This window comes from Kluyvera sichuanensis (genome assembly GCF_014218705.1).
Classification (GTDB): domain Bacteria; phylum Pseudomonadota; class Gammaproteobacteria; order Enterobacterales; family Enterobacteriaceae; genus Kluyvera; species Kluyvera sichuanensis.
Genome location: NZ_JABBJF010000039.1, coordinates 1 through 24,394 on the forward strand (window position 1 = coordinate 1; position 24,394 = coordinate 24,394).

Below are 24,394 nucleotides of genomic sequence, written 5' to 3' on the forward strand. Positions count from 1 at the left end.
GCTTTCGCTCACTGTTGCGAGGTGGCGTATATTACGCTTTCCTCTTTCAGAGTCAACCCTCATTTTCAGGTTTTTCTCTTCAACCGAACCGGCTAGTTAGTGTGAAGTAATTCACATCCGCCGTGTCGATGGAGGCGCATTATAGGGAGTTTCCTCAGGCCCGCAACCCTTAAATTGCAGAAAAATGACTGACTGCTGAAATCCCCAGCAGAACCCCACCTTATACCCATTTACACACAGAGTTATCCACAAAAATAAGGATCGCTCTCGAGAATCTCCCGGTTTTATCCCTCATCTATAGAGATGAAATAATGGAATTGAGGGAAAGAGAAAAATTCGCGAGCGTTGCGCAAACGTTTTCGTTACAATGCACCCGCAAAACAAGGATGCCCCGTAAGGGGCGTTAGCTGAGTTTTTACGCAAGAATTCACCTAACGCTCTCTGTAATAGTCAAATCCAGGGGATTTACCATGCAACAACGTCGTCCAGTCCGCCGCGCTCTGCTCAGTGTTTCTGACAAGGCCGGTATCATCGAGTTCGCCCAGGCACTTTCCGCACGCGGTGTGGAGCTGCTGTCTACAGGAGGCACCGCCCGCCTGTTAGCAGAAAAAGGTCTGCCGGTGACCGAAGTTTCCGATTACACCGGTTTCCCGGAAATGATGGATGGACGCGTAAAGACCCTGCATCCAAAAGTACACGGTGGCATCCTCGGTCGTCGCGGCCAGGACGATGCCATTATGGAACAGCATCACATTGCGCCTATCGATATGGTTGTCGTTAACCTTTATCCGTTCGCCGAGACCGTCGCCCGTGAAGGCTGCTCGCTGGAAGATGCGGTAGAGAACATTGATATCGGCGGCCCAACGATGGTTCGCTCCGCCGCCAAGAACCATAAAGACGTTGCTATCGTCGTCAAGAGCAGCGACTACGACGCCATTATTAAAGAGATGGATGCGAACGAAGGTTCTCTGACCCTCGACACCCGTTTCGATCTCGCGATTAAAGCCTTCGAACACACCGCCGCTTATGACAGCATGATTGCCAACTACTTCGGCAGCATGGTTCCGGCGTACCACGGTGAGAGCAAAGAAGCCGCGGGTCGTTTCCCGCGTACGCTGAACCTGAACTTCATTAAGAAGCAGGATATGCGCTACGGCGAGAACAGCCACCAGCAAGCTGCCTTCTATATAGAAGAAAACGTCAAAGAGGCATCCGTTGCCACCGCGCAGCAGGTTCAGGGCAAAGCGCTCTCTTATAACAACATCGCTGATACCGATGCGGCGCTGGAGTGCGTGAAAGAGTTCAACGAACCGGCCTGCGTTATCGTCAAGCACGCGAACCCATGTGGTGTAGCAGTCAGCACCTCTATTCTCAACGCTTACGACAGCGCTTATAAAACGGACCCAACCTCCGCGTTCGGCGGCATCATCGCCTTTAACCGCGAGCTGGATGCTGAAACCGCGCAGGCGATCATCTCCCGCCAGTTCGTGGAAGTGATCATCGCCCCATCCGCGACCGAAGAAGCGCTGAAGATCACCGCCGCTAAACAGAACGTTCGCGTCCTGACCTGCGGCCAGTGGGCACAGCGCGTGCCGGGTCTCGACTTTAAACGCGTTAACGGCGGCCTGCTGGTTCAGGATCGTGACCTGGGTATGGTCACCGAAGGTGAACTGCGCGTCGTTTCCAAACGTCAGCCTACCGAGCAGGAGCTGCGCGATGCGCTGTTCTGCTGGAAGGTGGCGAAGTTCGTGAAGTCCAACGCCATTGTGTATGCCAAAGAGAACATGACTATCGGTATAGGCGCAGGCCAGATGAGCCGCGTTTACTCCGCCAAAATCGCGGGCATTAAAGCTTCTGATGAAGGTCTGGAAGTGAAAGGCTCCGCCATGGCTTCCGACGCATTCTTCCCGTTCCGCGATGGCATTGATGCCGCTGCCGCCGTTGGCGTGAGCTGCGTTATCCAGCCTGGCGGTTCTATCCGCGACGAAGAGGTGATTGCCGCTGCCGATGAACACGGTATCGCGATGATCTTCACCGACATGCGCCACTTCCGCCATTAATTCAGGGAGCAGACGATGAAAGTTTTAGTCATTGGTAACGGCGGTCGCGAACACGCACTGGGCTGGAAAGCAGCACAGTCTCCGCTGGTTGATACCGTTTTTGTCGCACCAGGTAACGCCGGTACCGCACTGGAGCCCGCGTTGCAGAACGTGGCTATCGGCGTCACCGATATTCCGGCACTGCTGAGCTTTGCCCAGAACGAGAAGATTGACCTGACCATCGTCGGCCCGGAAGCGCCGCTGGTGATTGGCGTAGTCGATGCGTTCCGCGCTGCTGGCCTGAAGATCTTCGGGCCAACCGAAGGCGCGGCGCAGCTGGAAGGCTCCAAAGCCTTCACCAAAGATTTCCTCGCTCGTCACCAGATCCCGACGGCGGAATATCAGAACTTCACGGAGATTGAGCCAGCATTGGCCTATCTACGTGAGAAAGGCGCGCCGATTGTTATCAAAGCCGACGGCCTGGCCGCCGGTAAAGGCGTTATCGTGGCGATGACGCTCGAAGAAGCGGAAGCCGCCGTACACGATATGCTGGCGGGTAACGCCTTTGGCGACGCGGGTCACCGCATCGTTATCGAAGAGTTCCTCGACGGCGAGGAAGCGAGCTTTATCGTGATGGTCGACGGTGAGCACGTGCTGCCGATGGCCACCAGCCAGGATCATAAACGTGTAGGCAACGGTGACACCGGCCCGAACACCGGCGGCATGGGGGCTTACTCCCCGGCACCGGTAGTGACTGATGAAGTCCACCAGCGCACCATGGAACGCATCATCTGGCCAACCGTGAAAGGCATGGCGGCGGAAGGGAATACCTACACCGGCTTCCTGTACGCGGGCCTGATGATCGACAAACAGGGCAACCCGAAGGTTATCGAGTTCAACTGCCGCTTTGGCGATCCGGAAACGCAGCCGATCATGCTGCGCATGAAGTCGGATCTGGTGGATCTTTGCCTGGCCGCCTGCGACGGCAAGCTGGATGAAAAAACCTCCGAGTGGGACGATCGCGCCTCGCTGGGCGTAGTGATTGCCGCGGGCGGTTACCCTGGCAACTACAACACCGGTGATGAGATCCACGGCCTGCCGCTGGAATCCTCAACTGACGGTAAAGTCTTCCACGCGGGCACCAAGCTCGCTGACGATGACCGCGTTTTGACCAGCGGCGGCCGCGTGCTGTGCGCCACCGCGCTGGGCCACACCGTGGCAGAAGCGCAGCAACGCGCTTACGCCTTAATGACCGATATTCACTGGGACGGCAGCTTCAGCCGTCGCGATATCGGCTGGCGCGCCATCGAGCGTGAGCAAAACTAACGGCTAAGCTTAGCCAGCAGCGTTTTGCGCGTAATGCCCAACTGACGGGCGGCTTCAGTTTTGTTGCCGCCCGTTTTTTCGAGCGCCGCCAGGATGACCTCTTTTTCCACCTCCACCAGCGGCAGAATCTCATCATCGGCCGACGACAACATCGGTATCGGCGTACCCGCGATCGCCAACGGCAGCTCGCGCTCAGAGATATAATCCCCCGTCAGCAGCACCACCGCCCGCTCCACCGCGTTTTCCAGTTCACGAATATTGCCCGGCCAGTCGTAGTGAATCAGCAGATCCATCGCCTGCGGGGTAAATCCCTGCACCGCTTTACGGTTGCGCTCGGCGTAGCGTTTCAGGAAATAGTGCGCGAGAGCGGGAATATCTTCGCGCCGCTGACGCAGCGGCGGCATGTCGATGGTCACCACGTTCAGTCGGTAATAGAGATCCTGACGAAAGCGCCCGGCGCTAACCTCTTCCGCCAGATTGCGATGGGTGGCGGCTATGAGGCGGACATCCACCGAAATGGTCTGGTTGCTGCCTACGCGCTGCACCTCGCGTTCCTGAATCGCGCGCAGCAGGCGCACCTGCATCAGCGGCGAGATATCACCAATTTCATCGAGGAATAAGGTCCCGCCACTCGCTTCGACAAAACGTCCTTCCCGCCGCCTATCCGCACCGGTAAACGCCCCTTTCTCGTGGCCGAACAGTTCGGACTCCAGCAAAGACTCATTGAGCGCCGCGCAGTTCAGCGTCACCAGCGGATTATCGCAGCGCGCGCTGCTGGCGTGTAGGGCTCGCGCCACCAACTCTTTACCGGTGCCCGACTCGCCGTGAATCAGCACCGTGGCATCAGAAGGGGCAACCAGCGCGATATTGTGCAGCAGCGCCTGCATGGCAGGGCTATCGCCGACCATCCCGAACTGAGCCGCGGGAGAAGCTTCAACTGCACCGTCAGGCTGCCGGGTATGCACCAGCGCCTGTGACAGCGTCTGCTGCAGGTTATCGAAGTCTAACGGCTTGATGAGGTAATCCAGCGCGCCGGATTTTAGCGCCTCAACCGCCGTCCCCACGCTGGAGTAGGCGGTCATGATCAGCACCGGGATCGACGGGTTCCAGGCCTTTATCTCTTTGAGCGTCGCAATGCCGTCCATCTCCGCCATGCGGATATCGCAAAGCACTAAATCAAATACCCGTTGGCGCAGCTGTTCCAGCGCCTCCCGGCCGTTATGCGCCAGCGAGACCTGATATCCCCACCCGCGCAGCAGCGCCTCGAGAATAGTGCAGTGGCTGATATCATCGTCCACCACCAGAATATCGCCCTTCTCTACGCTCATCCTTGCTGTTCCTTTTGTTGCTCATTAACCGGCAGATAGAGGGTAAATGTGGCCCCCTCGCCGGGACGGCTATCGGCGTGAATGGTTCCGCCATGCTGCTCAATAATGTTCTGTACCACCGCCAGCCCCAGACCGGTGCCGTCGGCTTTGGTGGTGAAGTACGGGGTGAAAATCGCCTGTAGCTGCTCAGCCGTCATCCCCTTGCCGTTATCGGCGACGGTGACCTTCACGCGACCGTCGCTACACTCATTGGCCGTTACCGTAATCACACCGCCGTGACCTATCGCCTGAATCGCGTTGAGATAGAGATTCAGCAGCACCTGATTCAGCCGGTCCGGGTCGGCCTGAATGCGGCGTAACGCAGGCGGTGGAGTGAACTGCAGCGTAATCTCCCGGCCACGCGCATCCTGGCTGACCAGCTGGAGCGAGTGGGCAATCACCTCGTTGAGATCCACCGACTGCCATTTTAAATGCGCCGGGCGCACCAGCTCCAGCAGGTCGCTAACCACGCGGTTCAGACGGTCAGCCTCTTTCGCCATCACCTGTGCCAGCGCGTAGGCTTCTCCCCCCGGCGGTGTACGTTCAGCAAAGTACTTCGCCAGCCCTTTAATCGATGAGAGCGGATTGCGAATTTCATGCGCCACCCCGGCCGCCAGATGGCCTAAGGCCACCAGCTTTTCTCTGCGGTGGGTCGCTTCCTGTAACAGCCTGCGTGAGCGTTGATAGCGACGGAACCAGAACTGGGCGAGGATGGTCGCCACCATCACCAACCCGGCGGCGCACAGCATCACAATCATATTGCGCAGCCCGCGCGCCTGCTCGGCGTCGAGTTCACGCACATCAAAGGCGACAAAAATCACCTGCGGGGTCGTCACCACCTCCCGGCGCATCATCATGCGCATATGGTGGCCGTTGCCGCTATCCAGCGGGCGAAACGTCCGGTAGACCTCCAACGCCGGTTCAGGTGTTGCAACGCGTCGTTCACGCACGGTGTCACTAACCTGCAGTTCGTGCATCTGCTGCGTATCGTAGAGCGTCTTACCCACCTGCTGCGGGTCGCTATGGGCGATCACCGTTCCCTGCTCATCGGTGACGGCAAACCACAGTACGCCCGGCTGCCAGGCCATCTCTTCCAGCATGGCCTGAAGCTGGGCATGATGCATACGCATCCCCATGCCAACGCGGGCGCCGGACTCCAGCGCGCGGATAAGCACGCTGCCTTTCTCCTGGATGGTTTGCCGGGCCGATGCGCTTTCTCGCCCGTAGTCACGCACGATAAGCGCCGAGAACAGGCAGACCAGCAACAAAATCACGCCGGTCAGCAGCCAGCTAATACCGGTCGCAACCGAATCCTTCTGTAAACGTATGAGGCTCATGGGGCTTCCTTCTCTTTTCCCGTCATCATCCCTCAGCAGAAATCATGCCATTTTTCGCGCCCGCTAACCCGGCCCGCAAGCACAAACGTCCCGCTTCAACGAGTAAAAATGACCCGCCGGGTAGGCTGACGCGGGTCATTTTTACTCGCCTTCTGCCGCTAGCGACCTGAAAACCTCGGCGTTATCGCGGTTTGTGAGTCTGGCACAGAAGATGCAATAGCTAAGATAACCACACCACAGGAGAATCAACCATGAAACGGAACAATAATCTGCCCCTTACGCTCTTAGCCGTCGCAGCATTCACCTTCACCAGCGGGGCGGCGCTAGCCGGGCCGCATCACTGGGGCAACAACAGTGATAACGGCGGCTACAGCCAGCTCACCGACGCACAGCGAGCGACGGCGCAGAAGCTACACGATGATTTTTACAACCAGACCAGCGCGCTGCGACAACAGCTCACCTCTAAGCGCTATGAGTACAACGCCCTGCTAACCGCCGATAAGCCGGATAGCGCGAAAATCGAGGGCGTGGCGCAGGAGATCGAGACGCTACGACAGAAGCTGGATAATCAGCGGGTGAAGTTTGATGTCGCCATGGCGCAGGCCGGGATACCTCGTCACGGTGGGATGGGCTATGGCTGTCAGGGCGGGCACAACGGAGGGGGTCATATGGGCGGCATGAACCGCTGGTAAGGCTTAGAAGTTCTTTTCGGTTGGCTGCCAGGTGCAGTAGTTTTCATTCGCCACCAGCAGGAGCTGCGTGCCTTCCGGCGCCTCCAGCCAGGCAATGCTCACTTCGGCGGATGAACGGCTCTGGCGGCTCGCAATATGCCCCAGGGCGCGAGAGTCGAAATCAGGCTTCACCGTTTCGCCTTCACAGGTGGTGACGGAGCCGTCGGCATGCCAGCGCCCCTGACGTAGTACCACTTTCCCCAGCCGCAGCGCGTCGCTGGTCTGGCGGATCTGCTCGGCACGGTAGCGGTAAAGCGCCACCTGGTCACTGGAGAGCTGCTGTTTCTGCCCATCCGTTTCGCGCTGCATAAAGCTCAGCTCGCCGTTGCTATCGAAACGGGCGCGAATATGTTCGGACGGTTTACCGTAGACGTTGAGTTCAATCAGCTGCAGCTTGTCATCCTGCCAACGGTATTCGCTGGTCGAGGTATTGCCGCTGTGCCACGGACTTAGCGTCGTTAAGAGATGGGTCTCGCCGCCGCTATCTTTACGCCAGATGCGAACCGCACCCTGCGTGTCAGCATAGCCGCTGGCGGTGAAAGGCGGCAGCGTGCTGTTATGGCTGCAGGCAGTGAGCAACAGTACACCAGCCAGCGCCGATAAACGGCACCAGATGAACGAAAGGGGCGAAACCGCCCCTTCTTTAAAACTGTTCACTGCCACGCGGTCTTACTTAACTGCGTCTTTCAGTGCTTTGCCAGAAACAAATGCCGGCACGTTAGCTGCGGCGATTTTGATTTCTTTACCGGTCTGCGGGTTGCGGCCAGTACGCTCAGCGCGGTGGTTCACTTTGAAGGTACCGAAACCAACCAGTTGTACAGCATCACCTTCTTTCAGAGACTCAGTAATAGCAGCCAGGGTGGATTCCAGTGCAGCTTTAGCCTGGGTTTTAGACAGTTCAGCCTTGTCCGCAATTACATCAATCAGTTGAGTCTTGTTCATAAGTTATCCTTACAATGTGTTTATCGCTTGCTAAGCATCGAGTGCGACGAAAATGCCATAAAAGCACTCTCCTGCATACACGCACCGATAGCCACTTTTTTTCGCCCTCCAAATGTAGACCAGACGGGGGGCAGATGTGAAGCCTTCAGGCGTGACAATTCAGGCGGTAAATCACGTTTTGTTGTCTCATTGCTGAAAAATTATACCAATATTGCTCTCACCGGCCTCGCGGAGGTCTGCGCGTAGCCCTTTAATCAGTTCAATATCCCGTTCTTCGCACTCGGCTAACAGGCGGAAAATCTCCCACTGAATGTCCCATTCTTGCTCTACCGCAGGGTTCAGACGCAGCTCTTCATCGGTCATTTCGCGACCAGCCTGGGTCATTTCCAGCATCGCCACGGAGGTAATAGAACTCTTACTGACTTCGATCGCGTGCTCGAGGGTTTCACCGCTCAGGCGAGAGTGAATTAATTCACTTAATGCCACGCAGGCATCGATCGCTGGATAAACGCCGTACATATCGTAATCGTCGGCTGCCGGGATCGCCTCTTCCAGCTTTTCCAGCTGGCTGTCGAAGTTTACCTTCGCGTCTTTGACCGTCAGGGTTTCCCAGATGAGGTCAAGGATACGACGGTACAGCTGTGGCTCACCAAATTCCGACTCTTTGCAGAACATGGCGTAGTTTGGGTACATGCGTTCGCAAAGACAGGCCATAAAGGTGACGTGCTGCCAGCTTTCCAGCTTCTCCAGACGCAGATGAATCGGGTTTTGTAACATGATGAGTTCTCGAATACGGAAATTAGACGCAGTTTACCCGATATGGGGCGGTTTTGCTGCAAGGCGCATAAAAGCCGGACGCTCTGAGGCCACGGCGTCTGCCCAGCGCGTTGGCTCCGGCAGCCGGTAGCCCTGGGTACAGCACTGCACCCAGCCTAAAGCGCTCTCGAGGCTGACGCGATGGCCTGTGGAGATAAACAGTGGGTTACAGCGCGCTTTGCTGCGCCAGACCCACGCCAGTTGCTCCTCTTTGTCCATCAGCGGCGCCAGCGCACCAACCTCTGGCGAAAGCGGCTCAAACTTGCCACACAGCCGTTTTTTCGCCACGCCGATGGTCGGCACATCCACCAGAAGACCAAAATGGCTGGCGACGCCCAAACGACGCGGATGGGAAATACCGTGACCGTCGACGAACAGCAGATCGGGTTTGTGTGAAAGCTGCTGCCACGCGGCCATCAGCGCCGGGGTTTCGCGAAAGGAGAGAAAACCGGGGATATAGGGCATGGTGGTGGCGATACGCGCCACCTGATACTCGACCAGTTCCAGCGACGGATACTTCAGCAAGACCATCGCCGCTCGCGTCACTTCGCCACCCTGCTCAAAACCAACGTCGGCGCCGCCGATCAGATCCGGCGGATCGCTGTTGAAACGATCCTCACGGATCACCGATGAGGCCAACTCCAGCTGCTGCACGCGCAGCGACGCGAGATCCACGTGACGCCCTTAGCGGTGATACTGCGCCGACAGACGGTGCACCGCTTCAACGAAGACACCCGCATGTTCCGGCGGCACGTCCTGATGAATGCCGTGGCCGAGGTTGAAGACGTGGCCTTCACCCTGACCAAAACCGGCCAGAATTGTCGCCACTTCTTCTTCAATGCGTGCCGCAGGCGCATAGAGCATGGACGGGTCCATATTGCCCTGCAGAGCCACTTTATGGCCTACGCGACGGCGCGCATCGGCGATATCGGTGGTCCAGTCGAGGCCCAGCGCATCGCAGCCGGTTTCCGCCATTGCTTCCAGCCACTGACCGCCGCCTTTGGTGAACAGCGTCACCGGCACGCGGCGACCGTCGTTTTCACGCAGTAGGCCATCCACGATTTTGTGCATGTAATACAGCGAGAACTGCTGATAGTCGCGACCGGTCAGCACGCCACCCCAGGTATCGAAAATCATCACCGACTGCGCGCCGGCTTTAATCTGCGCGTTGAGGTACAGCGTGACGCTCTGCGCCAGCTTATCAAGCAGGAGGTGCAACGCTTTAGGGTCGGCGTACATCATCTTTTTGATAGTGGTAAAGGCTTTGCTGCTGCCGCCTTCCACCATATAGGTCGCCAGCGTCCACGGACTGCCGGAGAAACCAATCAGCGGCACTTCGCCCTTCAGTTCACGGCGAATGGTGCGCACCGCGTTCATCACGTAGCCCAGCTCGCCTTCCGGGTCCGGAATAGGCAGCTTTTCTACATCCGCTTTACTGGTGATTGGCGAGGTAAAGCGCGGGCCTTCCCCGGCTTCAAAATAGAGTCCCAGCCCCATCGCATCCGGAATGGTCAGGATATCCGAGAAGAGGATCGCCGCATCAAGCGGGAAGCGACGCAGCGGCTGCAGCGTGACTTCGCAGGCCAGCTCGGCGTTTTTGCACAGCGACATAAAATCACCGGCATGGGCGCGGGTTGCCTTGTACTCCGGCAAATAGCGGCCTGCCTGGCGCATCATCCATACCGGGGTCACGTCTACGGGCTGGCGCAGCAGCGCACGCAGATAACGATCGTTCTTCAGTTCGCTCATGTTTACATTCCTTTAGCGTTGATGCGCCTATTGTAACATGTCAGTCGTATTCAGCCCGACACATTGCCACGGTATCTTCGATCAGACGACGCGCCACGGTGCCCGGCGGCGGCAGAAGCGGGAGATCGTCATAGCGATACCAGTTGGCGTTAAGCAGCTCCTTGGGATCGATAACGATGTCGCCACTGTCGTACTCCGCCATAAAGGCGGTCATCAGCGATTGCGGGAACGGCCACGGCTGGGAGGTGACGTAGCGCAGGTTCTTCACCTTAATACCGCTCTCTTCCATCACTTCACGCGCCACCGCCTGCTCTAAGGTTTCGCCCACTTCGACAAAACCGGCCAGCACGGTATGCACGCCGTTGCGATGGCGAACGTGTTGGGCAAGGAGGATTGAATCATCGCGGCGAATGGCGACGATAATGCACGGCGCTATCTGCGGGTAGTAGCGCTCACGGCAGTGGCTGCACAGCATCGCCCATTCGGTTTTGCTCGGGTGCATGGTATGGCCGCAGTAGCCGCAGAATTTGTGCGAGCGGTAAAACTCCGCCAGCTGCACGCCGCGCCCGGCAAGCTGGAACAGGCCCACGTCCTGGTCGAGAACCTGACGCACGGTGCCCATATCGTGGCGACGCTGCTGCTGTACCAGCCAAACCGGGTCACCTTCCCACTCACCAATCTGGAGTGCGTGCTGACCCACAAGATCGAAATTTACCGCTTCGCCATATGGTAATTCCCCACCGGGCAACCATAATTTTTGTTCGTGGCTGACTATCCACCAGCCGCGATCCAATTTTTCAATTATACGATCCATATCTCTTGCGCTACCTTCGGTTCATAGGCATTTTATTAACATAATATTTACATATTGACGTGAGCAGATTTTAAACTTACTGATGCGGGGGTCAACCTATGTTAAACCAGTTAGAGAGCCTGACAGAGCGTGTAAAAGGACACCACAGACTGGTCGACCGCTGGCTGAATATTCGTAAGCACCTGCTCGTGGCTTACTACAATCTGGTTGGCCTTAAGCCTGGCAAAGAATCGTTCATGCGTCTTAATGAGAAAGCGCTCGATGATTTTTGCCAGCGCCTGGTCGACTATCTGTCCGCCGGTCATTTCAGTATTTATGAACGCATTATCCATAAAATGGAAGGCAACAGTCCGCTTTTAAACGCCAGCAAAATCTGGCCGCTGCTGGACGCCAATACCCAACAAATTATGGACTACTACGACTCTACGCTGGAGAACGCTATCGACCAGGATAACGTGTATGCCTTCCAGCAGGCGCTGTCCGATATCGGTGAAGCGCTGGAGGCCCGTTTTCTGTTGGAAGACCAGCTCATCATGCTGACCTTCGAGGCGCTCGGCGAGGACGAAATAAAACGCCCGGCTTGAGATTTGCCGCATTAACGAGTAGTTTACATTCATTACCTCTCATCGTTTGAGGTTACTTCTTGTCGGAGTGCCCAGTGCGTAAGCACGGGCTGAGACCGTTAATTCGGGATCCGCGGAACCTGATCAGGTTAAGACCTGCGAAGGGAACAAGAGTCAATCTATAGTCGCATCGCCCAAGGGCGATCTTCTCTCTTGCTTCATCCGTCGTCTGACAAGCCATGTCCTTACTTTTATTTGGAATGAGCTATGTCTGCCACTACTAAACCATCACGCCGCGAACAGCGCGCCCAGGCCCAACACTTTATCGATACCCTGGAAGGCACCGCGTTCCCGAACTCCCAACGTATCTACATCACCGGTTCGCAGCCGGATATCCGCATTCCGATGCGCGAAATTCAGCTGAGCCCTACGCTAATTGGCGGCAACAAAGAGAACCCACAGTTCGAAGCGAACGAAGCGGTACCGGTGTACGACACGTCCGGCCCCTACGGCGACCCGGACGTGTCGATTAACGTCCAGCAGGGGCTGGCCAAGCTGCGCCAGCCGTGGATTGTCGCTCGCGATGACAGCGAAGAACTGGATGACCGTAGCTCCGCCTACACCAAAGAGCGCCTGGCCGATGATGGGCTGGACGATCTACGTTTCAGCGGCCTGTTGACGCCGAAGCGCGCCAAAGCAGGTAAATGCGTCACTCAACTGCACTATGCCCGTCAGGGAATGGTGACGCCGGAAATGGAGTTCATCGCCATTCGTGAAAACATGGGCCGCGAGCGCATTCGCAGCGAAGTATTGCGCCACCAGCACCCTGGCATGGCCTTCGGTGCACGTCTGCCGGAGAACATCACGCCGGAATTCGTGCGTGATGAAGTCGCCGCCGGGCGCGCCATCATTCCTGCCAACATCAACCACCCGGAATCCGAACCGATGATCATCGGCCGCAACTTCCTCGTGAAGGTGAACGCCAATATCGGTAACTCGGCGGTGACCTCCTCCATTGAAGAGGAAGTGGAAAAACTGGTGTGGTCCACCCGTTGGGGCGCGGATACGGTGATGGACCTGTCGACCGGCCGCTATATCCACGAAACCCGCGAATGGATCCTGCGTAACAGCCCGGTTCCGATCGGCACCGTGCCGATCTACCAGGCGCTGGAGAAGGTCAACGGGATCGCTGAAGATCTGACCTGGGAAGCTTTCCGCGATACGCTGCTGGAGCAGGCCGAACAGGGTGTCGACTACTTCACCATCCACGCGGGCGTGCTGCTGCGCTACGTGCCGATGACCGCCAAGCGCCTGACCGGCATCGTCTCTCGCGGTGGTTCTATCATGGCGAAATGGTGTCTCTCCCATCATCAGGAAAACTTCCTCTACCAGCACTTCCGTGAAATCTGTGAAATCTGTGCCGCCTACGACGTATCGCTGTCGCTGGGCGACGGTCTGCGTCCGGGCTCGATTCAGGACGCCAACGACGAAGCGCAGTTCTCCGAGCTGCACACGCTGGGCGAGCTGACCAAAATCGCCTGGGAGTACGATGTGCAGGTGATGATTGAAGGCCCGGGCCACGTGCCGATGCAGATGATTCAGCGCAACATGACCGAAGAGCTGGAGCACTGCCACGAAGCGCCGTTCTACACCTTAGGGCCGTTGACCACCGATATCGCGCCGGGCTACGACCATTTCACCTCCGGCATTGGCGCGGCGATGATTGGCTGGTTTGGCTGCGCGATGCTCTGCTACGTTACGCCGAAAGAGCACCTTGGCCTGCCAAACAAAGAGGATGTGAAGCAGGGGCTGATCACCTACAAAATTGCCGCCCACGCCGCCGACCTGGCGAAAGGGCATCCGGGCGCGCAGATCCGCGATAACGCCATGTCGAAAGCGCGCTTCGAATTCCGCTGGGAAGATCAGTTTAACCTCGCGCTCGACCCGTTCACCGCCCGTGCCTATCACGATGAAACCCTGCCGCAGGAATCCGGTAAAGTCGCCCACTTCTGTTCCATGTGCGGGCCGAAATTCTGCTCGATGAAAATCAGCCAGGAAGTACGCGACTACGCCGCCGCCCAGACGATTGAAGTGGGCATGGCAGATATGTCGGAGAACTTCCGCGCCAAAGGCGGTGAAATCTACCTGAAACGCGAGGAGGCCTGATGTACCAGCCCGATTTCCCAACGGTACCGTTTCGCCTCGGACTTTACCCGGTGGTGGACAGCGTGATGTGGATTGAACGCCTGCTGGAAGCTGGCGTGCGTACCATTCAACTGCGAATCAAAGATAAGCGCGACGACGAGGTTGAAGCGGACGTGATGGCCGCCATCGCGCTGGGCCGACGCTATGACGCCCGCCTGTTTATCAACGACTACTGGCGATTGGCTATCAAGCACCGCGCCTACGGGGTGCATCTAGGCCAGGAGGATCTGGAAACTACGGACCTGAAAGCGATTCAGGCTGCGGGCCTTCGCCTTGGTGTGTCGACCCACGACGATATGGAGATTGACGTGGCGCTCGCCGCTCGACCGTCGTATATCGCACTGGGCCACGTCTTTCCCACCCAAACCAAACAGATGCCTTCCGCGCCGCAGGGGCTGACGCAGTTGGCAGGCCATATCGCGCGTCTGGATGATTATCCGACCGTCGCTATCGGCGGCATCAGCCTTGCACGCGCGCCTGACGTGCTGGCGACCGGCGTGGGCAGCATTGCCGTGGTCAGCGCCATTACTCAAGCGGCGGACTGGCGTGAAGCCACGGCACAGCTGCTGGCTATCGCAGGAGTGGGCGATGAATGACCGCGACTTTATGCGCTATAGCCGGCAGATCCTGCTCGGCGATATCGCCATTGATGGCCAGCAAAAACTGCTCGGCAGCCATGTGCTGATCGTCGGTTTAGGCGGGCTGGGCTCGCCTGCCGCGCTGTATCTGGCGGGGGCGGGCGTCGGCACGCTGACGCTGGCGGATGACGACGAGGTGCATCTCAGTAATCTGCAACGGCAAATCCTGTTCACCACCGACGATATTGCTCGCTCAAAATCGCAGGTTACTCAGCAGCGGCTGGCGCGGCTTAACCCGGATATTGACCTGGTGGCACTACAGCAGCGGCTGACCGGCGATGCACTGTGTCACGCGGTATCACGCGCCGACGTGGTGCTCGACTGTACCGACAACATGGCAACACGTCAGGCGATCAACGCCGCCTGCGTGGCGCTCAATACGCCGCTTATCACCGCCAGCGCCGTCGGCTTTGGCGGCCAGATCATGGTGCTGACGCCGCCATGGGAGCAAGGCTGCTACCGCTGCCTGTGGCCGGACGATGCGGAGCCGGAGCGCAACTGCCGCACCGCGGGCATCGTCGGCCCTGTGGTTGGCGTGATGGGTACGTTACAGGCGCTGGAAGCCATCAAGCTGTTGAGCGGCATCGACACACCGAGCGGTGAACTGCGTCTGTTCGACGGCAAAACCAGCCAGTGGCGCAGCCTCGCACTGCGTCGCGCCCAGGGCTGCCCGGTATGCGGAGGGCGACATGCAGATTCAGTTCAATGATGAAGCGATGCAGTGCGCCGAGGGACAGACCGTCAGCGAACTGCTCGTCCAGCTTAATCAGCTTAAACCGGGCACCGCACTGGCGCTGAACCAACAGATTCTGCCACGCGACCAATGGCAGCAGCACATCGTGCAGGAAGGCGACCAGATCCTGCTCTTTCAAGTTATTGCAGGGGGTTGATATGTTACGTATTGCGGACAAAACGTTTGATTCACATCTGTTTACCGGCACCGGCAAATTTGCCTCGTCACAACTGATGGTCGAGGCCATTCGCGCTTCCGGCAGCCAACTGGTGACGCTGGCGATGAAGCGGGTGGATTTACGTCAGCACAACGACGCGATTCTGGCCCCGCTGGTTGACGCGGGCGTAACGCTGCTGCCCAACACCTCGGGGGCAAAAACCGCCGAGGAGTCTATCTTTGCCGCCCAGCTAGCGCGTGAAGCGCTGGGAACAAACTGGCTGAAGCTCGAAATTCACCCCGACGCCCGTTGGCTGCTGCCAGACCCGATTGAGACGCTGAAAGCTGCCGAAGCGCTGGTAAAGCAGGGCTTTGTGGTGCTGCCATACTGCGGCGCTGACCCGGTGCTGTGTAAGCGGCTGGAAGAGGTGGGCTGCGCGGCGGTGATGCCGCTTGGCGCGCCTATCGGCTCTAATCAGGGGCTGGAAACCAGGGCCATGCTGGAGATCATCATCCAGCAGGCCACCGTGCCGGTGGTGGTGGATGCCGGGATCGGTGTGCCTAGCCATGCAGCGCAGGCGCTGGAGATGGGCGCCGATGCGGTGCTGGTCAACACGGCCATTGCCGTGGCGGACGACCCGGTCACCATGGCAACCGCCTTCCGTCTGGCGGTCGAAGCCGGGCTGCTGGCGCGTCAGGCGGTGCCGGGAAACCGTAGCACGCAGGCCAGCGCCACCAGCCCATTAACCGGTTTTCTGGAGGCGCTGGCATGAAAACGTTCAGCGACCGCTGGCGGCAGCTGGAGTGGGACGACATCCGTTTACGCATCAACGGCAAAACCACCGCCGACGTGGAACGGGCGCTCGGCGCTTCACAGCTTAGCCGCGACGATCTGATGGCCCTGCTCTCTCCTGCTGCTGCCGACTATCTGGAGCCGCTGGCCCAGCGGGCGCAAAAGCTCACCCGCCAGCGCTTTGGCAATACCGTCAGCTTCTACGTGCCGCTTTATCTCTCGAATCTCTGCGCCAACGACTGCACCTACTGCGGCTTCTCCATGAGTAACCGCATCAAGCGTAAGACGCTGGATGAAGCAGAAATTGCCCGCGAGTGCGAAGCGATACGCGAGATGGGCTTTGAGCATCTCCTGCTGGTCACCGGCGAGCATCAGGGAAAGGTCGGCATGGACTACTTCCGTCGTCACCTGCCGGACATTCGCCAGCAGTTTGCCTCGTTGCATATGGAAGTGCAGCCGCTGGCGACTGAGGAGTATGCCGAGCTGAAAACGCTGGGGCTGGATGGGGTGATGGTCTACCAGGAGACCTACCATGAAGCGATGTACGCGCAGCACCATCTGAAAGGCAAAAAACAGGACTTCTTCTGGCGGCTCGACACGCCGGACCGTCTGGGGCAAGCCGGGATCGACAAAATCGGCCTCGGCGCGCTGATTGGCCTTTCCGATAGCTGGCGGGTCGACTGCTTTATGGTTGCCGAACATCTGCTGTGGCTGCAGCAGCGCTACTGGCAAAGCCGTTACTCTATCTCCTTCCCACGGCTGCGCCCGTGTGCAGGCGGCATTGAGCCTGCATCGCTGATGGATGAACGCCAGCTGGTGCAGACAATCTGCGCGTTCCGTCTGTTCTCTCCGGAGACCGAACTGTCGCTCTCCACCCGCGAATCACCGTGGTTCCGGGATCGGGTTATTCCGCTGGCTATCAATAACGTCAGCGCATTCTCGAAAACCCAGCCCGGCGGCTACGCCGACAATCGCCCGGAACTGGAGCAGTTCTCCCCGCACGATGCCAGAACGCCCGCCGAAGTTGCCAGCGCGCTAGCCGCTCGCGGCCTGCAGCCGGTATGGAAAGATTGGGATAGCTGGCTTGGGCGCAGCGCAGCCCGCTAAACGTCAGCTATACTTCTTCAGGGCAGCCTGCTTTTTCCGCTGCCCTTCTTCAGCTTTTAACGAAATATTGTTTCATTAAAACCTACTTGTAATAGCGATTTAATCTATATATTTAGAACAAATATTCATCTTTACGCCAATAAAGTATAATTATTGAGTCATAAATATGTGTGTTAAATTGCAGTACCAACTCGCTCTGGTTCTGGTCTTCTGCAATCTCTCCCAGGAATGGAAACCATGATGAGTTCTCACAGCAGACGGCTGTCGTTTACTACCCCGATCTTTATCAGTTTTGCTGGCATTATTCTGTGCTTTATCGCTATTGCCATTCTGGTAACCATCATCCAGCGCAACGATATTATTCGCGATTATCATAGTATCAACCGCAACTTCACCCACAACCTGGCGGTCAACTACGCCGAATCTATTCTCAACGAAAATGATTATATTCTGGGACGCGCCACGAACTATTTGGCCCGCAACGACGAGCTGAACAAGGTGGTGAATCTCGATCCTGAGAAAGGGCTGCAATCGATGATGCAGTTGCTGTCGATGATGCCAACGGTTTCTTCACTCTCTGTCGCCGATACCGAAGGTCACTATCTGCGTGCGCCGCAGGCGGTGCAGCGGCAGAACGCTCCGGTCTTTGATGCGACCACCCGCCCCTGGTTCGTCCATCAGGGTGATGTCAGTATTTTCAGCCGCTATACGCAGCCGTACACCGATTTCTATACCCAGCAGCAGACCGTGACGCTGGCGAAGCCGGTCATCTCCCCCGACGGCAAGCTGAAGGGAACGCTGGCCTTCCATTTTGACCTGGCCGCCATGAGCCACACCCTGCGCCAGATGCGTCCGCCGGTACAGGGGGATTTCTTCGTGGTGAACCGTCAGGGTCAGGCGCTGCTGCACTCCGACACCGGCAAACTCTTCCAGACGGTCGTTTCTTCACAGCTGCTGACCAGCATGACAGCTGGCGAAGGCGAGGTATTCGATAAGCAGAGCCGGACCTGGTATTACTACTATTCGTTCACCAATCCTGACTGGTTCGTCATCTACAAAGTCTCCGGGCATACGCTCAGCATGTTGGCACAGCATGAGAGCATCATCATCTCCTGGGGCTTCGCGCTGGCCGGTCTTATCATCATCACCTTCGGCCTGTATTTGCGTCATGCTTCCCGCGGTATTCTGATGAACATTATTAATGCCATCAAAACCGGCGATACCAACCGTGCGCCCGGCCTTGAGGTGATGCTGCATAAGGCGATTGAAACCAACAAAGAGCGTGAGCAGGCCTATGTACGCCAGGCGACCGTTGACTCACTGACCGGCTGTAAAAACCGCTGGGCCTTTGATACCGACATTACCGCCTTGATGAACGACCGACAGTCGTTCGCGCTGGCGCTGGTCGATATCGACAACTTCAAATCCATCAATGATACCTGGGGTCACCTCAGCGGCGATATTGTGCTGCGCAACGTGGCCCGCGAAGGAATAACGATTCTCCAGGCACACGGGCTGTCGCTCTACCGCTACGGCGGCGAGGAGTTCGCGGTTATTTTCACCGCGGAACATATTGCCGAGGCGGCAGCGCTACTCGAGCTATGGCGCATGAATGTTGCCAATAGAAACTGGCGTGAAGAAGGGCTGCATGTCACCTTCAGCGCCGGGCTCGGCGAATGGCACATGGAGACGCTGGACCATCTGGTATCGAGCGTCGACGAGGCGCTTTATAAAGCCAAGCGCCAGGGAAAAAACCGCATCCTGCGAACGACTCACGACGCATAACCCACTCTTGTGTAGCCCGGACGAGGTGCAGACGCACCGACTCCGGGGCGGCGCAGTGCAAAATCCCGGCGTCGCATTGCTCAGCCGGGCTACCTATCCTTCCTCATTTTTTGCACGCTAAATCATGCAAACTGTAACCGGTTTCAGTTTTTTGGGCCGATCTTTGTGATGGCTTACACACAATCATCGTAAAGCAGTTGTTGAACGTTTCAGCTCGCGATAAACATGAGTCATCACGGGTCATGAGGGAGCATTATGAAGAATATCGTTTTATGCTGCGCTGCAGGTATGTCCACCAGCATGTTGGTCCAACGTATGAAGGATGCGGCACAGAAAAAAGGAATTGAAGTCTCAATTAAAGCCGTACCGGTGGCCGAATTCAAAGCAAATCTTAACGATGCGGACATCGTACTATTAGGTCCGCAGGTGAAGTATGAACAAGCTAAGCTGCAGGCTTTGGCTGACCCACTGGGTAAAACGGTCGCCGTCATCGATATGATGGACTACGGCATGATGAAAGGCGATGTCGTGCTTGAGAAAGCCCTTAAGTTAATGGAGTGAGAAAGACGTGGAAGATTTAGAATCAATCATCATGGAACTGCTGGTGAACGCCGGTGCCGCACGTAGTTCAGCATTAACTGCGCTGCAGCTGGCTCGCAAAGGTGACTTTGAGGGCGCGGAAAAAGCGATGGAAGAGTCTCGCGAGTTCGTCAAACTGGCCCATGGTATCCAGACCCAGCTTATCGGCATTGACGAAGGCACGGGTAAACTGCCGGTCAATCTGATCACCGTTCACTCTCAGGACCACCTGATGAACGCGATGGTTATCCAGGATCTGGCGACCGACATGATTGAACTGTATCGCCGTATTCCACTGGTTCGCTAAAAGCTCAATACGGAATAGCAAAAGGCACCCATCTGGGTGCCTTTTGTTTTTGTAGGCCAGAAAGCCATAAAAAAGGCCAGTCCGAAGACTGGCCTTTCAACTTATCGCACTAACGTGAACGATTAGTCGTTATCAGAACCACCCAGACCTGCGTTCAGCAGTTCTGCCAGGCTAGCGGTCGCTTCTTCTGCACTCACCTGAGGTGCGACAGAAACTTCGCCCGCCGCACGGCGACGGATGCGATCCTGATGGTACGCATAACCGGTACCCGCAGGGATCAGACGACCCACGATAACGTTCTCTTTCAGGCCGCGCAGTTCGTCGCGTTTACCCGCAACGGCTGCTTCGGTCAGGACACGTGTAGTCTCCTGGAACGATGCAGCAGAGATGAACGATTCGGTTGCCAGAGACGCTTTGGTGATACCCAGCAGGTCGCGGGAATACGTTGCCGCCACTTTGCCGTTCGCTTCCAGATCGCGGTTAGCAATCTTGACGCGGGAGTATTCAACCTGCTCGCCTTCCAGGAAGTCGGAGCTACCAGCACTTTCGATGGTCGCTTTACGCAGCATCTGACGAACGATAACTTCAATGTGCTTATCGTTAATCTTAACGCCTTGCAGACGGTAAACGTCCTGTACTTCGTTGGTGATGTAACGCGTTACCGCGTGTACGCCACGAAGACGCAGGATGTCGTGCGGTGCTTCTGGACCATCGGAAACCACGTCACCACGTTCTACACGTTCGCCTTCGAACACGTTGAGCTGACGCCATTTTGGAATCATCTCTTCGTATGGATCGCTACCGTCTAACGGGGTGATAACCAGACGACGTTTCCCTTTGGTTTCTTTACCGAAGGAAATGATGCCGCTGATTTCAGCCAGGATTGCCGGCTCTTTCGGACGACGTGCTTCGAACAGATCCGCAACGCGTGGCAGACCACCGGTAATATCCTTAGTACCACTGGATTCCTGAGGAATACGCGCCAGCGCGTCACCAGAGTGAATCTGAGTACCATCTTCCAGCTGAACAATCGCTTTACCCGGCAGGAAGTACTGAGCAGGCATATCGGTGCCTGGGATCAGAACGTCGTTGCCCTGAGCATCAACAATTTTCAGTGCTGGACGCAGGTCTTTACCACCCGTGGTACGTTCAGCAGAGTCAAGAACAACCAGAGAAGACAGACCGGTCAGTTCGTCAGTTTGACGAGTAATGGTCTGGCCGTCGATCATGTCAGTGAAGCGGATGAAACCACTTACTTCGGTGATAACCGGCATGGTGTGTGGATCCCAGTTTGCAACGGTTTCACCGCCGGCAACCTGCTCGCCATCACCTTTAGCCATAACGGAGCCGTAAGGCACTTTATAGCTTTCTTTGGTACGACCGAATTCGTCGATCAGTTTCAGCTCGGTGTTACGGGAAGTGATAACCAGTTTACCGCTGGAGTTCACAACCGACTTCGCGTTGCTGAGCTTGATGCTACCTTTGTTCTTAACCTGAATGCTGGATTCAGCAGCCGCACGAGATGCCGCACCACCGATGTGGAACGTACGCATCGTCAGCTGTGTACCAGGTTCACCGATGGACTGTGCAGCGATAACGCCGATAGCCTCACCTTTGTTGATGATGTGGCCACGCGCCAGGTCACGACCGTAGCAGTGCGCACATACACCAAAGTCGGTGTCACAGGATACAACGGAACGCACTTTCACGGAGTCAACGGAGTTCTCTTCCAACAGATCACACCACTGCTCGTTCAGCAGCGTGTTACGTGGAACCAGAATGTCCGCGGTGCCCGGCTTCAGAACGTCTTCAGCAGTCACACGACCCAGTACGCGATCGCGCAGTGGCTCTTTAACGTCACCACCCTCGATAACCGGGGTCATGGTGATGCCTTCCAGGGTGCCACAGTCGTCTTCAGTAACAACCAGGTCCTGTGCCACGTCAACCAGACGACGAGTCAGGTAACCGGAGTTCGCAGTTTTCAGTGCGGTATCCGCCAGACCTTTACGAGCACCGTGAGTGGAGATGAAGTACTGGAGTACGTTCAGACCTTCACGGAAGTTCGCGGTGATTGGCGTTTCGATGATGGAGCCATCTGGCTTAGCCATCAGACCACGCATACCTGCCAGCTGACGAATCTGTGCTGCAGAACCACGCGCACCGGAGTCGGCCATCATGTAGATGCTGTTGAAGGAAACCTGCTGCTCTTCTTTACCTTCACGGTTAATGACGGTTTCAGTTTGCAGGTTATCCATCATCGCTTTGGATACACGATCGTTCGCCGCAGCCCAGATATCGATAACTTTGTTGTAGCGTTCGCCAGCGGTTACCAGACCAGACTGGAACTGCTCCTGAATCTCAGCAACTTCAGCTTCCGCTTCGCTGATGATTTCGTATTTCTTCTCTGGGATAACCATGTCGTCGATGCCGACAGAGGCGCCTGAGCGCGCTGCGTAAGCAAAGCCGGTGTACATGGTCTGGTCAGCGAAGATAACGGTCGGCTTCAGGCCCAGAATGCGGTAACAGGTGTTCAGCATTTTGGAGATAGCTTTCTTACCCAGCGCCTGGTTGACGATGGAGTAAGGCAGACCTTTCGGTACGATCATCCACAGAATGGCACGGCCAACGGTCGTGTCTTTCAGGCTGGTGTGCGCAACGAATTCGCCGTTTTCATCTTTTTCGTACTCGGTGATACGCACTTTAACGCGCGCATGCAGAGAGGCCAGACCTGCGCGATAGATACGCTCAGCTTCTTTAGGGCCAGTCAGCACCATGCCTTCGCCTTTGGCGTTAACACAGTCACGAGTCATGTAGTACAGACCCAATACAACGTCCTGAGAAGGAACGATGATTGGCTCGCCGTTCGCTGGGGACAGGATGTTGTTGGTAGACATCATCAGCGCACGCGCTTCCAGCTGGGCTTCCAGCGTCAGCGGTACGTGAACAGCCATCTGGTCACCATCGAAGTCGGCGTTGTATGCCGCACAAACCAGCGGGTGCAGCTGGATAGCTTTACCTTCGATCAGTACTGGCTCAAACGCCTGGATGCCCAGACGGTGCAGTGTTGGTGCACGGTTCAGCATAACCGGGTGTTCGCGGATAACTTCGTCCAGGATATCCCAAACGACAGCTTCTTCGCGCTCAACCATTTTCTTAGCGGCTTTGATGGTGGTGGCGAGGCCACGCAGTTCCAGTTTGCCGTAGATGAATGGTTTGAACAGCTCCAGTGCCATTTTCTTAGGCAGGCCGCACTGATGCAGACGCAGGTATGGACCTACGGTGATGACAGAACGACCGGAGTAGTCAACACGCTTACCGAGCAGGTTCTGACGGAAACGACCCTGCTTACCTTTGATCATGTCGGCCAAAGATTTCAGAGGACGTTTGTTAGAACCGGTGATCGCACGACCGCGACGACCGTTATCCAGCAGGGCATCAACCGCTTCCTGCAGCATACGTTTTTCGTTGCGTACGATGATATCTGGCGCAGCCAGATCCAGCAGACGCTTCAGACGGTTGTTACGGTTAATGACGCGACGATACAGATCGTTCAGGTCAGAAGTCGCGAAACGACCACCATCCAGCGGTACCAGCGGACGCAGATCTGGCGGCAGAACCGGCAGAACGGTCAGGATCATCCACTCTGGCTTGTTGCCAGACTGTACGAACGCTTCCAGCAGCTTGATACGCTTGGTCAGCTTTTTACGCTTGGTTTCGGAGTTGGTTTCGTTCAGCTCTTCACGCAGAGTTTCACACTCTTGCTCCAGATCCATGCTTTTCAGCAGGGCCTGGATAGCTTCCGCACCCATCTTCGCGTCGAATTCATCACCGAACTCTTCCAGCGCGTCCAGATACTGCTCTTCAGTCAGGATCTGTTGGCGTTCCAGGTTGGTCATACCGCCTTCGATAACAACATAAGATTCGAAGTACAGTACGCGTTCGATATCGCGCAGAGGCATATCGAGCAGCAGACCGATACGGGACGGCAGCGATTTCAGGAACCAGATGTGGGCAGTTGGACATGCCAGCTCGATGTGGCCCATGCGCTCACGACGCACTTTGGTCTGGGTCACTTCAACGCCGCACTTCTCACAGATCACACCGCGGTGTTTCAGGCGCTTGTACTTACCGCACAGGCACTCGTAATCTTTTACTGGCCCAAAGATACGGGCGCAGAAAAGGCCGTCACGCTCAGGTTTGAACGTACGGTAGTTAATGGTTTCCGGCTTTTTAACTTCACCGAAAGACCATGAACGGATCATGTCTGGCGAGGCCAGAGCAATTTTGATCGCATCAAACTCTTCGGTTTTAGTCTGCGCTTTCAGAAACTTTAATAAATCTTTCACGGATTTGCTCCCGTCGGAGTTAGCACAATCCACTGCCGGGAATGACCCCGGCAGCAGTGAC

22 protein-coding genes and 1 riboswitch are annotated in these 24,394 nt (G+C 56.7%); of the genes, 13 read left to right on the forward strand and 9 right to left on the reverse strand.

The window, feature by feature from the left end; all coding sequences use genetic code 11:
* Positions 1 to 470 precede the first annotated feature (470 nt).
* Together purH and purD are read left to right on the forward strand one after the other, a co-directional pair.
* Positions 471 to 2,060, forward strand: a complete 1,590-nt coding sequence (gene purH, locus HII27_RS24270; protein WP_185669921.1) for a bifunctional phosphoribosylaminoimidazolecarboxamide formyltransferase/IMP cyclohydrolase — start codon at positions 471 to 473, stop codon at positions 2,058 to 2,060.
* 15 nt (positions 2,061 to 2,075) lie between these two features.
* Positions 2,076 to 3,365 carry a phosphoribosylamine--glycine ligase gene (gene purD, locus HII27_RS24275; RefSeq protein ID WP_185669922.1) on the forward strand — a complete coding sequence of 430 codons (1,290 nt, stop codon included), beginning with the start codon at positions 2,076 to 2,078 and terminating at the stop codon, positions 3,363 to 3,365.
* Here the strand turns inward: purD and zraR are convergent.
* Complete coding sequence (gene zraR, locus HII27_RS24280; RefSeq protein ID WP_185669923.1) at positions 3,362 to 4,693, reverse strand: sigma-54-dependent response regulator transcription factor ZraR; 1,332 nt, start codon at positions 4,691 to 4,693, stop codon at positions 3,362 to 3,364. The two genes, purD and zraR, sit on opposite strands and share 4 nt — an antisense overlap.
* Positions 4,690 to 6,069 carry a two-component system sensor histidine kinase ZraS gene (gene zraS / locus HII27_RS24285; protein ID WP_185669924.1) on the reverse strand — a complete coding sequence of 460 codons (1,380 nt, stop codon included), beginning with the start codon at positions 6,067 to 6,069 and terminating at the stop codon, positions 4,690 to 4,692. The genes zraR and zraS overlap by 4 nt, the downstream gene beginning before the upstream one ends.
* Positions 6,070 to 6,320: 251 nt before the next feature.
* Between zraS and zraP the strand changes: the two genes are divergently transcribed.
* Positions 6,321 to 6,761, forward strand: coding sequence for a zinc resistance sensor/chaperone ZraP (gene zraP, locus HII27_RS24290; protein WP_185669925.1), 441 nt, complete (start codon positions 6,321 to 6,323; stop codon positions 6,759 to 6,761).
* A gap of 3 nt (positions 6,762 to 6,764) precedes the next feature.
* Here the strand turns inward: zraP and HII27_RS24295 are convergent, their stop codons facing one another.
* From HII27_RS24295 to nudC, 6 genes are all read right to left on the reverse strand, one after another.
* On the reverse strand, positions 6,765 to 7,457 hold the full coding sequence (locus HII27_RS24295; RefSeq protein WP_185669945.1) for a DUF1481 domain-containing protein: 693 nt from the start codon (positions 7,455 to 7,457) through the stop codon (positions 6,765 to 6,767).
* A 12-nt stretch (positions 7,458 to 7,469) separates the two neighbouring features.
* Positions 7,470 to 7,742: a nucleoid-associated protein HU-alpha gene (gene hupA, locus HII27_RS24300; RefSeq protein WP_001044509.1), complete on the reverse strand. Its 273-nt coding sequence runs from the start codon at positions 7,740 to 7,742 to the stop codon at positions 7,470 to 7,472.
* A 186-nt stretch (positions 7,743 to 7,928) separates the two neighbouring features.
* Positions 7,929 to 8,519: a YjaG family protein gene (locus HII27_RS24305; protein ID WP_185669926.1), complete on the reverse strand. Its 591-nt coding sequence runs from the start codon at positions 8,517 to 8,519 to the stop codon at positions 7,929 to 7,931.
* Between the two features lie 33 nt (positions 8,520 to 8,552).
* On the reverse strand, positions 8,553 to 9,233 hold the full coding sequence (gene nfi, locus HII27_RS24310) for a deoxyribonuclease V (protein ID WP_185669927.1): 681 nt from the start codon (positions 9,231 to 9,233) through the stop codon (positions 8,553 to 8,555).
* 9 nt (positions 9,234 to 9,242) lie between these two features.
* Positions 9,243 to 10,307 carry a uroporphyrinogen decarboxylase gene (hemE, locus tag HII27_RS24315; RefSeq protein WP_185669928.1) on the reverse strand — a complete coding sequence of 355 codons (1,065 nt, stop codon included), beginning with the start codon at positions 10,305 to 10,307 and terminating at the stop codon, positions 9,243 to 9,245.
* Positions 10,308 to 10,347: 40 nt separating this feature from the next.
* On the reverse strand, positions 10,348 to 11,121 hold the full coding sequence (gene nudC, locus HII27_RS24320) for an NAD(+) diphosphatase (protein ID WP_185669929.1): 774 nt from the start codon (positions 11,119 to 11,121) through the stop codon (positions 10,348 to 10,350).
* 98 nt (positions 11,122 to 11,219) lie between these two features.
* On the opposite strand from nudC, the gene rsd reads away from it, so the two are divergent.
* From rsd to HII27_RS24370, 10 genes are all read left to right on the forward strand, one after another.
* Entirely contained in the window at positions 11,220 to 11,705 is a 486-nt protein-coding gene (rsd, locus tag HII27_RS24325) for a sigma D regulator (protein ID WP_185669930.1), read from the forward strand.
* Between the two features lie 53 nt (positions 11,706 to 11,758).
* A riboswitch (TPP riboswitch) is annotated at positions 11,759 to 11,868 on the forward strand.
* 83 nt (positions 11,869 to 11,951) lie between these two features.
* Entirely contained in the window at positions 11,952 to 13,850 is a 1,899-nt protein-coding gene (thiC, locus tag HII27_RS24330) for a phosphomethylpyrimidine synthase ThiC (RefSeq protein WP_185669931.1), read from the forward strand.
* Positions 13,850 to 14,485 (forward strand): thiamine phosphate synthase, encoded by a 636-nt coding sequence (thiE, locus tag HII27_RS24335; protein ID WP_185669932.1) that lies wholly within the window; start codon positions 13,850 to 13,852, stop codon positions 14,483 to 14,485. Before thiC ends, thiE begins: the two co-directional genes overlap by 1 nt.
* On the forward strand, positions 14,478 to 15,236 hold the full coding sequence (thiF, locus tag HII27_RS24340; protein WP_185669933.1) for a thiazole biosynthesis adenylyltransferase ThiF: 759 nt from the start codon (positions 14,478 to 14,480) through the stop codon (positions 15,234 to 15,236). The genes thiE and thiF overlap by 8 nt, the downstream gene beginning before the upstream one ends.
* Complete coding sequence (gene thiS, locus HII27_RS24345) at positions 15,217 to 15,417, forward strand: sulfur carrier protein ThiS (protein ID WP_185669934.1); 201 nt, start codon at positions 15,217 to 15,219, stop codon at positions 15,415 to 15,417. The genes thiF and thiS overlap by 20 nt, the downstream gene beginning before the upstream one ends.
* Position 15,418: 1 nt before the next feature.
* The gene (gene thiG / locus HII27_RS24350; protein ID WP_185669935.1) at positions 15,419 to 16,189 is read left to right on the forward strand and encodes a thiazole synthase; all 771 of its coding nucleotides are present in this window, start codon (positions 15,419 to 15,421) and stop codon (positions 16,187 to 16,189) included.
* Positions 16,186 to 17,316, forward strand: coding sequence for a 2-iminoacetate synthase ThiH (gene thiH / locus HII27_RS24355; protein WP_185669936.1), 1,131 nt, complete (start codon positions 16,186 to 16,188; stop codon positions 17,314 to 17,316). Before thiG ends, thiH begins: the two co-directional genes overlap by 4 nt.
* A 240-nt stretch (positions 17,317 to 17,556) precedes the next feature.
* Positions 17,557 to 19,101: a sensor domain-containing diguanylate cyclase gene (locus HII27_RS24360; protein WP_185669946.1), complete on the forward strand. Its 1,545-nt coding sequence runs from the start codon at positions 17,557 to 17,559 to the stop codon at positions 19,099 to 19,101.
* A gap of 255 nt (positions 19,102 to 19,356) precedes the next feature.
* Positions 19,357 to 19,662, forward strand: a complete 306-nt coding sequence (locus tag HII27_RS24365) for a PTS sugar transporter subunit IIB (protein ID WP_185669937.1) — start codon at positions 19,357 to 19,359, stop codon at positions 19,660 to 19,662.
* Positions 19,663 to 19,669: 7 nt separating this feature from the next.
* On the forward strand, positions 19,670 to 19,987 hold the full coding sequence (locus tag HII27_RS24370; protein ID WP_185669938.1) for a PTS lactose/cellobiose transporter subunit IIA: 318 nt from the start codon (positions 19,670 to 19,672) through the stop codon (positions 19,985 to 19,987).
* A 122-nt stretch (positions 19,988 to 20,109) separates the two neighbouring features.
* Here HII27_RS24370 and rpoC read toward each other — a convergent pair whose 3' ends face one another.
* A complete protein-coding gene (gene rpoC / locus HII27_RS24375; RefSeq protein ID WP_185669939.1) occupies positions 20,110 to 24,333 on the reverse strand; it encodes a DNA-directed RNA polymerase subunit beta' in 4,224 nt (1,407 codons plus the stop codon).
* Positions 24,334 to 24,394: the final 61 nt, after the last annotated feature.

Bases quoted from the DNA above. Each gene is read 5' to 3' on its own strand.
- rsd (WP_185669930.1), top strand. From the start codon at position 11,220: ATGTTAAACCAGTTAGAGAGCCTGACAGAGCGTGTAAAAGGACACCAC.
- thiC (WP_185669931.1), top strand. From the start codon at position 11,952: ATGTCTGCCACTACTAAACCATCACGCCGCGAACAGCGCGCCCAGGCC.
- thiG (WP_185669935.1), top strand. From the start codon at position 15,419: ATGTTACGTATTGCGGACAAAACGTTTGATTCACATCTGTTTACCGGC.
- thiE (WP_185669932.1), top strand. From the start codon at position 13,850: ATGTACCAGCCCGATTTCCCAACGGTACCGTTTCGCCTCGGACTTTAC.
- thiH (WP_185669936.1), top strand. From the start codon at position 16,186: ATGAAAACGTTCAGCGACCGCTGGCGGCAGCTGGAGTGGGACGACATC.
- zraS (WP_185669924.1), bottom strand. From the start codon at position 6,069: ATGAGCCTCATACGTTTACAGAAGGATTCGGTTGCGACCGGTATTAGC.
- thiS (WP_185669934.1), top strand. From the start codon at position 15,217: ATGCAGATTCAGTTCAATGATGAAGCGATGCAGTGCGCCGAGGGACAG.
- HII27_RS24360 (WP_185669946.1), top strand. From the start codon at position 17,557: ATGAGTTCTCACAGCAGACGGCTGTCGTTTACTACCCCGATCTTTATC.
- HII27_RS24365 (WP_185669937.1), top strand. From the start codon at position 19,357: ATGAAGAATATCGTTTTATGCTGCGCTGCAGGTATGTCCACCAGCATG.
- HII27_RS24305 (WP_185669926.1), bottom strand. From the start codon at position 8,519: ATGTTACAAAACCCGATTCATCTGCGTCTGGAGAAGCTGGAAAGCTGG.
- thiF (WP_185669933.1), top strand. From the start codon at position 14,478: ATGAATGACCGCGACTTTATGCGCTATAGCCGGCAGATCCTGCTCGGC.
- purH (WP_185669921.1), top strand. From the start codon at position 471: ATGCAACAACGTCGTCCAGTCCGCCGCGCTCTGCTCAGTGTTTCTGAC.
- purD (WP_185669922.1), top strand. From the start codon at position 2,076: ATGAAAGTTTTAGTCATTGGTAACGGCGGTCGCGAACACGCACTGGGC.
- hemE (WP_185669928.1), bottom strand. From the start codon at position 10,307: ATGAGCGAACTGAAGAACGATCGTTATCTGCGTGCGCTGCTGCGCCAG.
- nudC (WP_185669929.1), bottom strand. From the start codon at position 11,121: ATGGATCGTATAATTGAAAAATTGGATCGCGGCTGGTGGATAGTCAGC.
- zraP (WP_185669925.1), top strand. From the start codon at position 6,321: ATGAAACGGAACAATAATCTGCCCCTTACGCTCTTAGCCGTCGCAGCA.
- hupA (WP_001044509.1), bottom strand. From the start codon at position 7,742: ATGAACAAGACTCAACTGATTGATGTAATTGCGGACAAGGCTGAACTG.
- zraR (WP_185669923.1), bottom strand. From the start codon at position 4,693: ATGAGCGTAGAGAAGGGCGATATTCTGGTGGTGGACGATGATATCAGC.